This is a genomic window from Microbacterium sp. NPDC056057, assembly GCF_042266945.1.
Lineage (GTDB): Bacteria > Actinomycetota > Actinomycetes > Actinomycetales > Microbacteriaceae > Microbacterium > Microbacterium trichothecenolyticum_C.
Window position 1 is genome coordinate 1,333,912 of sequence record NZ_JBHJWS010000001.1, and the last position, 13,030, is coordinate 1,346,941.

A 13,030-nucleotide genomic window follows, 5' to 3' on the forward strand; every position below is an offset into this window, starting at 1 on the left:
TCAGCCCTTCGAGGGGTCCTTCAGACCGATGATCGTGAGATCGGTCATGTTGGTGCTGGGGTAGTAGCCCGCGATGTTCGTGCCCGGCAGGAAGATGCCGTTCTCGAACACGAGCGGCGCGATCGGAGCGAGCTCCATGATCTGCTCGTCGAGGTCGCCCCACGCGGCGTTGGCCTCGTCGACGTCGGTCATGGCGCGCACCTCGGCGATGCGCTCGTTCACGGCCGGATCGTTCAGCTGCGCCAGGTTCTGGTTGCCCTTCTCGGTGATCATGGCGCCGTCGAACAGCGGCGGGATGAACGTGCTGGCGCTCGAAGCCCAGTCGGGGCACCAGCCGGTGATGGCGGCGTCGTTCTGCTTCGCCGGCGTCGCGATGGTCTCGTAGTAGATCGCGGTGTCGATCACGTTGAGGTTCACGGTGATGCCGACCTTCTCGAGCGACTCCTGGACCGCCTCGGCCTGAGCCTGCATGGCCGGCTGCGATCGGATGTCGAGCGTGAACTCGAAGCCGTCCGCCAGGCCTGCCTCCGCGAGCAGCGACTCCGCCTCTTCGGCGTTGCCGCCTTCGTCGCCGGCGGGGTACAGGTCGAAGTCGCGGTGACCGTTGACCGCCGGCGGGATGATCGTGGTCGCGACGTCCGCGAGCTGATTGCCGCCCGAGGCGTTCTGCACGGTGGTGCGGTCCAGGGCCCAGTTGACGGCCTGGCGCACGCGCACGTCGTCGAAGGGCGCCTTGGTCGTGTTCATCGACATGTAGGTCGTGCAGAACGCCGGCGCCTTGATCGCCCGCTCCTGCAGCTCGGGCGTCTGGATGCGCGGCAGCGCGGCGCCGCTGATCTTGCCCGCGATCGCGTTGACGTCGTCGCCCTGGCCGGCGATCATGCGCTCCTCGATCGTCGCGGCGTCGATGCCCATGTCGAACTGCCACGCATCGGGATAGGCCTTGCGGACGTCGTCGGTGTCGGCGCTCCAGTGCTCGTTGCGCACGAGCTTGATGGTGCTTCCCGGCGTGTAGCTGTCGAGCGTGTAAGGGCCCGAGGCGATCACGTCGTTGATGAACTCGTCGCCCCCGCCGGTGCCGACGGGGAACGGCACGGCGTTCGACTGCGCGAGCACGTTGTCGAACTCGGGGAAGGGCTCCTTGAGATGGAAGACGATCGTCTTCTCGTCTGGCGTCTCGATCGTGGGGATGTCGCCGGAGACGTAAGGGCCCTCGTAGTCGGCGGGAGCGTCGATGACGTTCTTCAGGTAGGGGGAGCCGATTCCGATCTGCGGGTCCCACGCGCGTGAGATGCCGAACTTGACCTCTGCCGAGGTGATCGGGTCGCCGTTGTCGAAGGCGAGGTCGTCCTTGAGCGTGTAGGTCCACGTCAGGCCGTCGTCGGATGCCGTGCCCAGCGATTCGGCCAGATCCGGGACGATCGCGTTCGGGTCGTCCGCGTCTCCGGCCGCCTGCATGGTGAGGCCGCGATAGAGCAGGCGGTAGAACGCATTGACCCCGCCATCCCAGCCGCGGGCCGGGTCGAGGTACGAGAAGTCGGCGTTCTGCAGCATGTGCACGGTGCCGCCCTTCTGCGGCTCGCCGGACGCGGCCTCGGTGGGGGCGGAGGAGGACGTTCCTCCCGAGCATCCGGCCAGCAGCAGGGCTGCGGTCATGCCGGCGGCGAGTAGTCCGGCGGCTCTCATCTTGGCGGTCATCTGGTCGACCATTCCTTCCTCTTGCTCCGTTGCGTCGAGTGACTCAACAATGAAACAACATGACGGTGCAATGTACAACTGCACCTGATACTTAATGTTTTCTATCTCGTCGGGCGCCCGTCTTGCAGCGGCTGTGACCGAATCGTCATTCTGGAGGTCCGATGTTTACACCCGCGAAACACGCGACGGGCGCAGCCCCGATGGAGCACTACCTCGCGGCGTTCGAGCCCACCCCGGGCCACCTGGACTTCGCGCGCTTCGGCCCGCCCTCACGCAGCGTGTGCGAGGCCGCGTCTGACTTCTGGAGCTCCGCGGCCACGGGAGACGTGGACGAGGCGGCCGAAGACCTCGGTGCCCGCGAGCAGGTCGCACGGCTCCTCGCGATGCCGGCGGCCGACGTCGCCCTTGTGCCGAGCACGTCGCTCGGGCTGTTCCATGTCGCCTTCGCGCTGCGCGGCGCCGAGGTGCTGGTGTCGAGGGGGGAGTTCCCCGCCAACCTGTACCCGTGGTGGCGTGCCGAGGAGCTCGGGATCCTGCGCGTGCGCGACCTGCCGGGTGACCGTCTGACGTCGCCGGTCACCCCGGAACGGGTCGCCGCGGCGCTCGCCCCCACGACGACGGCGGTCGCGGTCAGTGCCGTGGACTTCAGAACCGGCTGGCGCGCCGACCTGGCGGGCATCCGGCAGGTGATCGGCGACCGCCTGCTGATCGTGGACGCGATCCAGTCGGCCGGCGCCGTCGACCTCCCGTTCGCGCACGGCGACATCGTGATCGCGGGCGGCCAGAAGTGGCTCCGCGCAGGCTGGGGCACGGGCTTCGTCGCGGCGACTCCCCGTGCCCTGGCCGTGATGGAGCCGAGCCTGAGCGGGTGGACCGGCGTCGAGCGGCCGGGCGGATACGACGGTCTGCGGCATCCCGTGCTCCCCGGCGCGAAGCACCTCGGCCTCACGAACGGCTCGCCCGCGACCGCCCGCATGCTCACGCGGGCGCTCGAGCTCGTCGGCTCGGTCGGGGTCGCCGCGGTCGAGCGGCGGATCTCGGAGCGCGTCGAGACGCTGATCTCGGAGCTCGACGCCGTCGGCGTCGACGTCGTCTCTCCCCGGCGACCCGCCGACCGCGCCGGGATCGTGGTGGCGCGGTGGGCGGACGGGTCCGCCCCCGAGCGCCGCCGCCGGCTCGCCGAGCACGGCGTGGCCGTCACGGTGCACGGCGAGGAGAGGCTGCGGTTCGCGGTGCATGCCACGACAGGACTCGACGACCTCCCGCGGGTCGCAGCGCTGGTGAGTGCGCCGCTCTGACGGCGGCCCCGCGCTCAGCCGGCCGCTGGGATCCACACCCGCATCGTGGAGGGGCCCCGTTCGGCCCACTCGTGGTAGGGCACGAGGGGCACGGATACGGATGCTGCGCCCCCGAGCCCGTCACCGGGCTCGCCGTACGGCCAGCCGCCGTCGCTCTCGTGGCGCCGCACGACGTCGATCCACACGCGGCCGTCGCGCTCGACGGGCGCGGAACCGGGCGCGAGTGCGACCTGGGCCACGTCATCGACGCCGGCGGCAGCGAGATCCACCGATTCGAGGGCGAACACCTCCGGTCCGCGCTCGATGACGAGGCATCCGCGCACGGCGTCGATGCGCTCGTCGGGAGCGGTCAGTCGGGGTGCCATGGGCAGCTCGAGCTCGACGACGTCTCCCGCTCGGAAGGCCCGTCGCACCTCGACGGCACCGGGCGCGGCATCCGACTCGCCGACGATATCGCCGCTCGTGGCAACGACCCGCAGGCGCGCACCGTCGGCCCACGCGGGTACGCGGAGCGTGAGCGTCCATTCGGCGTCGGGCGCAGCATCCGTCACGATCACCCGGACAATCCCCGATACCGGGTATTCGGTCTCGACGTCGAACGCGATCACACGGCCGTCGGGCAGCGTGGTGCGAACGGACGCCGGGGCGTACTGCTGCAGCTGCACCCCCTCGTCGTCGGCGGTCGCGAGGTACGTGTCGAGGCTCGCCAGTGTGCGGGCGACGTTCGGCGGGCAGCACGACACCTCGAACCACGGCGCGCGCAGCGACGACGAGGCGCGCGGCGACGTTGTGTCGGGGTCGGCGGGGATGCCCGGCACGCGCTGGTGCAGCGTGTTCGCGTAGAAGAACGCCCGGCCGTCGGGTGCGGGCGAGGTGGCGACGACGTTGTAGAGCGTGCGCTCGATGAGATCGGCGTGGCGGGGGTCTGCCCCGGCCAGCAGCAGTCGCCATGAGAACATGATCGATCCGACGCCCGCACAGGTCTCGGAGTACGCCCGGTCGGCGGGCAGCTCCCAGTCCTCGCCGAACGCCTCGTCCTGGTGGTGGGAGCCCTGGCCACCCGTGACATAGGTGCGGCGCGCGACGGTGCGGTCCCACTGGCGGCGCAGCGCCTCGAGCAGCCGGTCGTCGCCGGTGTCGATCGCGACGTCGGCGGCACCGGCTGCGAGGTAGTTCGCCCGCACGGCGTGGCCGCGCAGCGCCTCGGCGTCGCGGACCGCGACGTCGTCCTGGTAGTACTTGCGTCCCCATTCGATGTCGCGCAGGGTGCCCCGGCCGTGCCGCTCGACGAACAGGCGCGCCTGCTCGAGGTAGCGGTCGTCGCCGGTGACGCGGGCGAGCTCGGCGAGGCCGACCTCGACGACCGCGTGGCCGCAGATCGCGTCGCGCCCGTCGGCGCCGAACTCGCGGCACACCATGTCGGCGGCGCGTCGCGCCACCTCGAGGAGCCCGTCGTCGGCCCCCGGCCGCGTGCGCTCGCGGGCGACGGCCGCCTGGAAGAGGTGGCCGAGGCAGTAGAGCTCGTGCCCCCACTCGAGGTCGGACCACCGTGCGCCCTGTCCGGGGCGGCCGAACCGCGTGTTGAGGTACCCGTCGGCCTCCTGAGCGGCGGCGACGCGACTCACGACCTCGCGGAAGCGCGCCTCCAGCGCGGCGTCGTCGGTGCGGCCGATCTCCCACGCGAGGCCCTCGAGGTACTTGTAGACCTCCGAGTCCGAGAACTCGCGGCCGCGGCGTCCCTCGGCGAGCCCGCCCGACACGGCGAGATCGAAGTTGGGGAGCCATCCCTCGGATTCGAGGCGCGCGCCGATGTGTCGCAGCGTGCCGGCGGCGTTGACCGACTGCCGGTCGCCCCAGAAGCCGCCGGTGATGCGGACCTCGTTCTGGCCCAGCGGGCGCAGGCGTCCCCTCGACGGGGCGACGGGCGCCTGAGGTGCGGTGGTGGTGATCTGCATGGTCATCCCTTGAAGGCTCCCGACATGAATCCGCGGACGTAGTGGCGCTGGAGCACCAGGAACAGGACGACGCACGGCAGCGCGAGCACGACGACTCCCGCCTCCGTCGCGCCGTAGTCGATGACGCCCATCACCTGGCCGCGGAGGTTCGCGACCGCCAGGGGGAGCGTCATCCGGTTCGTGTCGGTGATGAGGATGAGGGGCGCGATGAAGTCGTTCCACGCCGTGAGGAACGCGAACAGTCCCACCGTGATGAGCCCGGGCTTGACGGCCGGCAGCAGCACGCGCCAGAGCGCCGAGAAGCTGTTGCAGCCGTCGACGAGCGCCGCCTCATCCATCTCCTTGGGGATCGATTCGAACGAGATGCGCATCATGAACATCGAGAACGGCAGCTGGAACATGGTGAGCACCAGCGCCACGCCGACCAGCGAGTTGTTGAGGCCGATCGCGTTGAGGATCACGTACAGCGGAATCAGCAGCGTCGCGTACGGCACCATCAGGATCGCGAGCACCAGCAGGAACAGCAGGTTCTTGCCCGGGAACGAGAAGCGCGCGAATGCGTAGCCGCCGAGGAACGATGTCACGAGCGTCAGGACGACGGTCAGCAGCGAGACGAACAGCGAGTTCCCGAGGTAGACCCAGATGCCGGCCTGGAAGTTCGCCAGCGACTCGTAGTTGCCGAAACCCCAGCCGTCGGTCTGGGCAGAGCCCGCCTGGGGGCTGAACGACGACACGGCGGTCCACACGAGCGGGTACAGGAAGATGATCGCGAGCGCGCCGGTGAAGACGACATACGGGATGCCGTATACGAGGCGCCCGCGCGGACGACCTGTCCGCGTCCCCCGATAGTCCGGCGCCACGATGGTGCGCGTCGAGGTGGTGTCTGTGAGGGTCATGTCAGCCCTCCTCGGGCTTGCGGAACGCGCGCAGCTGCACGACGTTGATGACGATGAGGGCCAGCAGCACGATGACCGACAGCGCCGCAGCGATTCCGAGGTCGTTCTTCCCCTGGAAGGCCACGTTGTAGATCAGCTGGACGATGGTCATGGTGCTGTTGTCGGGTCCGCCCTTGGTGAGGATGTAGAACTGGTCGAACGCCAGCAGCGACCCCGTCACGCACAGGACGATCGTCAGGGCGAAGGTGGGGCGCAGCAGTGGCACGGTGATGTGCCGGAAGGTCTGCCAGCGCGAGGCGCCGTCGATGCGGGCCGCCTCGAAGACGTCGTCGGGGATGCCCTGCAGGCCGACCAGCATGAGCAGCATGTAGAAGCCCGCATACCGCCACACGATGAGGAACACCGTCGACCACAGCGCACCCTCCGGTGTGCCGAGGAAGGTGAAGCCCCATGTCTCCATGAGATCGGCGAACGGGCCGGCGAACGGCGAGTAGAGCACATAGAAGAGGAGGGATGCCGAGGCCAGGCCGAGCGCACTCGGGATGAGGAACGACGTGCGCAGGAAGCCCTTCCACGCGCTCGACTCCTGCACGAGCAGTGCGAGGCCGAGGCCGAGGCCGATCAGCAGCACGGTCGTGATGATCGTGTACTTGAGCGTGAACCAGATCGAGTCCCAGAACAGCCGGAGGTCCACGGCATCCGCGTAGTTCTCGGGGAAGTTCCAGCCCTGGTTGCCGCGCAGCAGCGGCCAGTCCGACCCCGACATCTGGAGCACCAGCAGCAGCGGGATGAGGAACAGGGCGACCACGAACAGCGCCGTCGGCAGGGCGTAGAGCCACCCTTGGACGGGGCCGCCGAGGGCGCTCCGGCTCTGGCGGTTCGCGCGCGGTGCTCGCGCGCGGCGCGCAGTGGTCGTGAAAGCCACGTCAGTCCTTCGTTCGGGGCTTGGGGAGAAGGTGAGGAGAGAGCGCGGGGCGCATCGCTCGGTCGGTGCCGGCGATGCGCCCCGCCGGCGGATCACTCGCCGAGGACGGCGGTGATCTCGTCGTTGTCGGCGTCGACCGTGTCGGTGCCTTCGAGCACCGCGTTGCGCACGAGGGTCAGCCACGGGCTTCCCGGTGCGTTGAACGCCTGCTGGAACTGCAGTGCGACGGGGGTGTCGCCCTCACCGGCGACCTCGTTGATCGTCACCAGACGCGGGTCCTCCGAGGAGTACTCGTTGTTGGCGAGGTCGGAGCGCGAGACCGCGTTGCCGTCCTTCGCGAGCACCTGCACCTGCGCGTCGTCCGACATCATCCAGGAGAGGAAGTTCCACGCCTGGGCCGAGAGCTTCGAGTCCTTCGAGATGCCGATGCCGTCGCCGCCGACGAACGTCGATGCGCCGCCGTCGACACCGGGAAGACCCGCCACGCCGGCGTCGAACTCGAGGCCCGACAGGAGGGTCGCGGGGTACGGCATGATGCCGACCTTGCCCTCCTGGAACCCGGCGACCCAGGTCGGTCCGGTCTCATCGGCCGAGCCGGGAGCCACGGCGCCTGCGTCGTACAGTTCCTTCCACGTGGAGTAAACCTCCTGCGCGGCCTCGCTGTTGAGCAGCGACTCGGTGCCCTCTTCGTTCATCACCTGGTCGCCCGAGGCCCAGACGCTCGGGAACCACGTGAAGACGAGGCATCCGCCGCAGTTGAGGCCTGCGGACGTGCCGGAGACGCCGTCCTTGCCGAGAGCCTGGACGGCCTGAGCAGCTTCGGAGAACTCGGCGAGGGTCTCGGGGGCCTTCTCGGGGTCGAGCCCCGCCTCGGCGAACAGCTCCTTGTTCCACATGAGCATCGACAGGTCGAGGACGAAGGGCAGCACGTGCTCCTGTCCCTCGTAGGTGCCGGCCGACAGGTGGCCCTTGTTGATCGAGTCCTTGTAGTCGAGGCTGTCGATCTGGTCGGTGATGTCGGCGAACAGGCCCTGCTCGACCCAGTTGGGGACGTAGACGATGTCCGCGGCGAACAGGTCGGGCAGCCCGCTCGCACCGGCGGCGGCGCCGACCTTCGCGACGTAGTCGTCGTTGGGGACGACGGTCAGCTCGACCTGGTTCTTGTGGCTCTCGTTGTACGCGTCGACCAGCAGGTTCGCCTGGCGTTCCATCGGCGCGCGCGTCCACAGCGTCAGGGTCGAGCCGTCGTCGACTCCTTCAGCGGGAATGGATGCGGCGGGTTCGGGGCTGTCGCCGCCTCCGGCGCAGGCGGCGAGGCCCCCGATGAGGGCTCCCGCTGTGACGAGGACGGTGGCCGTCCGCAGTGCGGCACGACGTCGGGTGGTGATCATGCAACTGTCTCCTCTGGCTCTTCTTCGAGCGGATGACGCTGGACGGGTCGGCATCGCTGCGAGTGGGTGCAATGGACGAGAACCGAAATCGGCGAAATCCATTTCGAGCAAGCTATCGTGGCGATTGCGAGACCGTCAAGTATGGTCTTCGATAACGTTTGAGCACCCGAAAGGAAGGTGACTCGTGGCAACGAGCGAAAACGGGTCGCGCGCCGCGACGCTGAGCGATGTGGCTCGGCGCGCGGGAGTGTCGATCGCGACGGCGTCGAAGGCGCTCAACAACCGCGACGACGTCGCCGTCGCGACGCGGCAGCGCGTCCTGCGCGCGGCCGACGAGTTGTCGTTCACCCCCAACGCGATGGCCAAGGGACTGCTCGCCGGCCGCACCGGCACTGTCGGGCTTCTCACCAGCGACCTCGAGGGCCGCTTCATGATCCCCATCCTGATGGGTGCCGAAGACGCGTTCGGTGCGGGGCAGATCAACGTGTTCCTGTGCGATGCGCGCGGCGACGCCATCCGCGAGCAGCACCATCTCAAGGCCCTGCTGAGCCGTCGCGTCGACGGGATCATCGTCGTCGGGCGGCAGACCGATCCCCGCCCATCCCTCGGGCAGGACCTCCCGGTTCCCGTCGTGTACGCCTATGCGCCGTCCGACGACCCGCGCGACCTCTCACTGACCCCTGACAACTACGCGGGCGGGCGCCTCGCCGTCGAGCACCTGATCGCCTGCGGGCGATCCCGCATCGCCGTCATCACGGGCGACCCCGCCTACGCGGCAGCGCAGGACCGCGTCGCGGGAGCTCGCGCCGGGCTGGCGGCGGCGGGGCTGGAACTCGTGGGCGAGCCGATGTTCTCGGAATGGACGGAGCACTGGGGCCGGGATGCCGCGGCGATCCTGCTGCAGCGGCACCCCGACGTCGATGCGATCTTCTGCGGATCCGACCAGATCGCGCGCGGAGCGCTGGACACCGCGCGCGACCTCGGACGCAGCGTGCCCGACGACCTCGCGGTGATCGGCTACGACAACTGGGAGGTGCTCGCGACCAATTCGCGACCTCAGCTCACCAGCATCGATGCGAACCTCCAGCAGCTCGGGCGCCAGGCCGCGCAGCGGGTGTTCGACGCGATCGACGGCGTGAACATCGGCCAGGGAAGCCACCACCTTCCGGTGCGGCTCGTGATCCGGGGATCGACGATCCCGCGTCGATGACGCTGTGTGCCGTCGAGGCCGGCACGCGGGTTTCGAAATTCTCGAAAACGATTGCGCTCACGCGGCGGTCACTGCCAAACTGCCCCTCACGCGGGATTTCAGCGTCGAGAACACCAATTGTGAGCGCCAACATCGCTGCTGTGGTGTCAACCGGTTTCGGTGCTCGTCGAGTCGCTGTCGCGTACCCGGCCGAGACCAGCCGCTGACGAAACAAAGGTGATTCACGAATGAACGACCACGTCCTGGCGCGGGCAGCGGTGGCGACAGCCGCCGCTGTCGCGCTGATCCTCGCAGGCGGCGCCGCACCGGCATCCGCCGCCGACGCCCCACCACCGACGCGCACCATCACATCCGCGGGTAACCCGATCATCGCCGACGGATCCCTGTACACCGCCGACGCCGCACCTCTCGTGGGGGCGGACGGCCGGCTGTACATCTACACCGGCCACGACGAGGCGTCGGCGCAGCAGGCGGGGTTCGCGATGCGCGACTACGCGGTGCTCGCGACCGACGACGTGGCATCGGGCGAATGGGACGTCTACCAGAACGCCCTCGACCCGGACGCCGTGTTCTCGTGGGCCTCGGGCAACGCGGCCTACGCCGGTCACGCCGTGCTGGGCGGTGACGGCAAGTACTACTGGTACGTGCCGGTCGAGTCGAAGGACACGACCCAGGCCAACCGCATGGCGATCGGCGTCGCCGTCTCCGACTCGCCGGTCGGGCCATGGACCGACGCGATCGGGGCGCCGCTGGTGAAGTGGTCCGATGTGTTCGGCTCGAGCACCAACGGCCAGGAGGTGATCGACCCGCACGTGTTCACGGATACGGACGGCACTGTCTACCTCTACTGGGGCTCCTGGAGTGTCGCGCGCGTCGTGAAGCTCACCTCCTCGATGACCGCGCTCGACGGCGCGATCTCGACGATGTCGGGTCTCACCTCGTTCTACGAGGCGCCGTGGGTGTTCAAGAAGAACGGGCTGTACTACCTGCTCTACGACTGGAAGCAGGGCGGCAGCGCCTGCACACCGTCGAACTATCAGGCGTGCATCGCGTACGCGACGTCGACGAGTGCCACGGGGCCGTGGAACTACCAGGGCATCATCCTGTCGGGCACGTCCGCGACGACCGTGCACCCGTCGCTGATCGACTTCAAGGGCAAGTCGTACCTGACCTACCACACCAAGGATGCGGTGGGCGGTGGGCACTTCCGCCGGTCCGTCGCGATCGACGAGGTCCAGTGGGACGGCGCGAAGATCCTGCCCGTCACGCAGACCCTCGCGAAGGATCCGAAGCGGATCCCGTCGGCCAACCTCGCGCTCGACGCGCAGGTGAAGGCGTCCTTCACCGAACAGCCCCCGATGCGGACCACCGCGGTCAATGACGGATTCCGCGCCACGACGGCGCTCCTGCCGCCCGACCAGTGGGGCAACTACCGGGGAACGACGAGCGCCAACGAGACCGACTGGCTCTCGTACCAGTGGACGGCGCCGGTGCGCACCGGCTCGGTCGGAATCCAGTTCCACCAGGACTCCAACTGGATCCGCCCGCCCGCCTCGTGGAAGCTCGAATACCTCGACGCCGCGGGGGACTGGCGGCCGGTCGAGAACGCGACCTACCCGACGACGGTCAACACGTGGCTGACGGTGAACTTCACGCCGGTGACCACGACGGCGCTGCGCGCGACGTTCGCCGGCCGTGCCAGTGGCGCGTACTTCAACTCCGTATCGGTTTCGGAGTGGGAGGTCTATGCTCGCGAGGCCGCGGTGCCCGCACCCGTCGCGGTGCACACCAAGCCCGCAGTCGCACCGGTGCTCCCCGCCGCTGTGCGGATCACGGTCGACGGCGCGCAGCAGTGGGCGCCGGTCAACTGGCTGCCGGTGAAGGCGTCCGACTACGCACAGGCGGGGACGTTCACGGCGACCGGCCGCGCGCTCGGTGTCGCCGCGGGTCTGGTCCAGGCGGACGTCACCGTCAGCTCGGACGACCCGCCCGCACCGCCGGCCGACCACGATGCCCCGACCGTCACGCTGGCGGCCTCCGGGACGTCGGGCGCTGACGGCTGGTTCGCCTCGAACGTCACGCTGCGCGCCTCGGCCGAGGATGCGGTCGACTACCTCACCACGGTGTCGACCCGCATCGGCGCCGGCGCCTGGACGGCGACGCCGAACGTGCGCTTCGCCGAGGTCACGGTGACCGCAGAGGGTACGAGCACCGTCGCCGCCCGCGCCGAGGACTCGTCGGGCAACGTGTCGAGCGAGGTGAGCCGCACCGTCAAGATCGACAAGACGGCTCCGACCGCGAACGCCGCGCTCGACGCTGCCGCGCGCACGGTGTCGATCACCGCGACCGACGCCGGATCCGGCGTGGCCGCGATCGAGTATCGCTTCGACGGCGCCGGGGCATGGGTGGCGGCGACGGCGGGCGCGGCGATCGCCGCACCCGACGGGCTGCCGCACCAGGTCACGTACCGCGTGCGCGACGCCGCAGGCAACACGGCCAACGGCTCGGTGACGATTCCCAAGGACCCGAACGCCCAGCTCACGGGCAACATCTCGTCGTACGCGACGGCCACTGCCTCGTTCACGAGCGGCTGGGAGAACGTCAACGGCCTCAAGGACGGCACCAACGCGCCGTTCGAGAACGCGGCGGCCAAGTACGCGACGAGTTGGGGAACCTGGCCGCAGGCCGGCCAGCAGACCGCACGGTTGACGTGGTCGTTCTCGGTCGACGTCGACTCGGTGGGTGTCTGGTGGTACCGCGACAGCCCCGATACCGCGAACGCCGGCATGATCCCGCCCAAGAGCTGGGTGCTGCAGTACCTCGATGCCGACGGCACGACGTGGCGTGACGTCACTCTTGACGCCGGGCAGTCGTACGGTCGCACCGGCACCGGATTCGACCGCGTCGATTTCGCCCCGGTGAAGACGACGGCACTGCGGATCGTGTCGCAGTCCTGGGGTGCCGCGGAGGGTGGCGGATCGACCGGCATCCGCGAGTGGCAGGTCATCGCAGCCGCGCCTGCCGCGGCGCCCGCGATCGAGGTGCCGGCCACCGCCGTCGCGGCGGGGTCCGAGTTCCCGGTGACGCTGACCGGCGGCATCCCGAACGTGGACTACGCGGTGACGCTCGAACCGGGCGGGATCGCTCTCGGCACGCTGCACACCGATGGCAGCGGCGCGGGATCGCTCACGGCGGGGCTTCGCACGGACCTCGCCGCGGGGGAGTACACGGTGCGCGTCGCCCGCGGTGACGTCACGATCGAGAAGAAGATCACGGTGGCGCTGCCCGCGCTGCAGGTCGAGGCCTCTGCGACTCCTCGCTGTGTCGCCGGGAAGGTGCAGCTGGTGACCGTGGTGAAGAACGTCAGCGGCACGGCGCTCCAGGTCGACGTGTCTTCGACGTATGGATCGAAGTCGCTCGCCGTGCAGCCGGGCAAGTCGGCGTCGGTCGCCTTCGCCACGCGCTCCGCGTCGGTCGCCGGCGGCGCGATCGCCGTCGCCGCCGCCGCGGAAGATGGACGCGCGGCGCAGGTGGAGGCAGCCTTCTCGGCCACCACCTGTCAGTAAGCGCTCGCGCTGAGCGCGCGAGCTCGTGAATGGTGCGGCGTCCCAGACTCGGAGGATCCGGGTCTGGGACGCCGCACCTTTCGGCTCGCAC

8 protein-coding genes are annotated in these 13,030 nt (G+C 69.4%); 3 read left to right on the forward strand and 5 right to left on the reverse strand.

What is annotated here, in order from left to right:
• Window positions 1-1,698 carry an ABC transporter substrate-binding protein gene (locus ACFC1K_RS05645; RefSeq protein WP_310285625.1) on the reverse strand — a complete coding sequence of 566 codons (1,698 nt, stop codon included), beginning with the start codon at window positions 1,696-1,698 and terminating at the stop codon, window positions 1-3.
• A gap of 200 nt (window positions 1,699-1,898) precedes the next feature.
• Between ACFC1K_RS05645 and ACFC1K_RS05650 the strand changes: the two genes are divergently transcribed.
• Window positions 1,899-2,996: an aminotransferase class V-fold PLP-dependent enzyme gene (locus ACFC1K_RS05650; RefSeq protein WP_375870808.1), complete on the forward strand. Its 1,098-nt coding sequence runs from the start codon at window positions 1,899-1,901 to the stop codon at window positions 2,994-2,996.
• 14 nt (window positions 2,997-3,010) lie between these two features.
• Here the strand turns inward: ACFC1K_RS05650 and ACFC1K_RS05655 are convergent, their stop codons facing one another.
• From ACFC1K_RS05655 to ACFC1K_RS05670, 4 genes are all read right to left on the reverse strand, one after another.
• Window positions 3,011-4,957: a glycoside hydrolase family 127 protein gene (locus tag ACFC1K_RS05655; protein WP_375870809.1), complete on the reverse strand. Its 1,947-nt coding sequence runs from the start codon at window positions 4,955-4,957 to the stop codon at window positions 3,011-3,013.
• Window positions 4,954-5,847: a carbohydrate ABC transporter permease gene (locus ACFC1K_RS05660; RefSeq protein ID WP_310285617.1), complete on the reverse strand. Its 894-nt coding sequence runs from the start codon at window positions 5,845-5,847 to the stop codon at window positions 4,954-4,956. The genes ACFC1K_RS05655 and ACFC1K_RS05660 overlap by 4 nt, the downstream gene beginning before the upstream one ends.
• Before the next feature lies 1 nt (window position 5,848).
• Window positions 5,849-6,772, reverse strand: coding sequence for a sugar ABC transporter permease (locus tag ACFC1K_RS05665; RefSeq protein ID WP_310285615.1), 924 nt, complete (start codon window positions 6,770-6,772; stop codon window positions 5,849-5,851).
• A gap of 92 nt (window positions 6,773-6,864) precedes the next feature.
• Window positions 6,865-8,163, reverse strand: coding sequence for a sugar ABC transporter substrate-binding protein (locus tag ACFC1K_RS05670; protein ID WP_310285612.1), 1,299 nt, complete (start codon window positions 8,161-8,163; stop codon window positions 6,865-6,867).
• A gap of 184 nt (window positions 8,164-8,347) precedes the next feature.
• Here ACFC1K_RS05670 and ACFC1K_RS05675 point away from each other — a divergent pair, with 184 nt between their 5' ends.
• Window positions 8,348-9,373, forward strand: a complete 1,026-nt coding sequence (locus ACFC1K_RS05675; RefSeq protein ID WP_310285610.1) for a LacI family DNA-binding transcriptional regulator — start codon at window positions 8,348-8,350, stop codon at window positions 9,371-9,373.
• Between the two features lie 227 nt (window positions 9,374-9,600).
• On the forward strand, window positions 9,601-12,939 hold the full coding sequence (locus ACFC1K_RS05680; protein WP_375870810.1) for a family 43 glycosylhydrolase: 3,339 nt from the start codon (window positions 9,601-9,603) through the stop codon (window positions 12,937-12,939).
• Window positions 12,940-13,030 lie beyond the last annotated feature (91 nt).

Coding starts and splice junctions, on each gene's coding strand:
- ACFC1K_RS05645 (WP_310285625.1), bottom strand. CDS start 1,698: ATGACCGCCAAGATGAGAGCCGCCGGACTACTCGCCGCCGGCATGACC.
- ACFC1K_RS05650 (WP_375870808.1), top strand. CDS start 1,899: ATGGAGCACTACCTCGCGGCGTTCGAGCCCACCCCGGGCCACCTGGAC.
- ACFC1K_RS05655 (WP_375870809.1), bottom strand. CDS start 4,957: ATGACCATGCAGATCACCACCACCGCACCTCAGGCGCCCGTCGCCCCG.
- ACFC1K_RS05660 (WP_310285617.1), bottom strand. CDS start 5,847: ATGACCCTCACAGACACCACCTCGACGCGCACCATCGTGGCGCCGGAC.
- ACFC1K_RS05670 (WP_310285612.1), bottom strand. CDS start 8,163: ATGATCACCACCCGACGTCGTGCCGCACTGCGGACGGCCACCGTCCTC.
- ACFC1K_RS05680 (WP_375870810.1), top strand. CDS start 9,601: ATGAACGACCACGTCCTGGCGCGGGCAGCGGTGGCGACAGCCGCCGCT.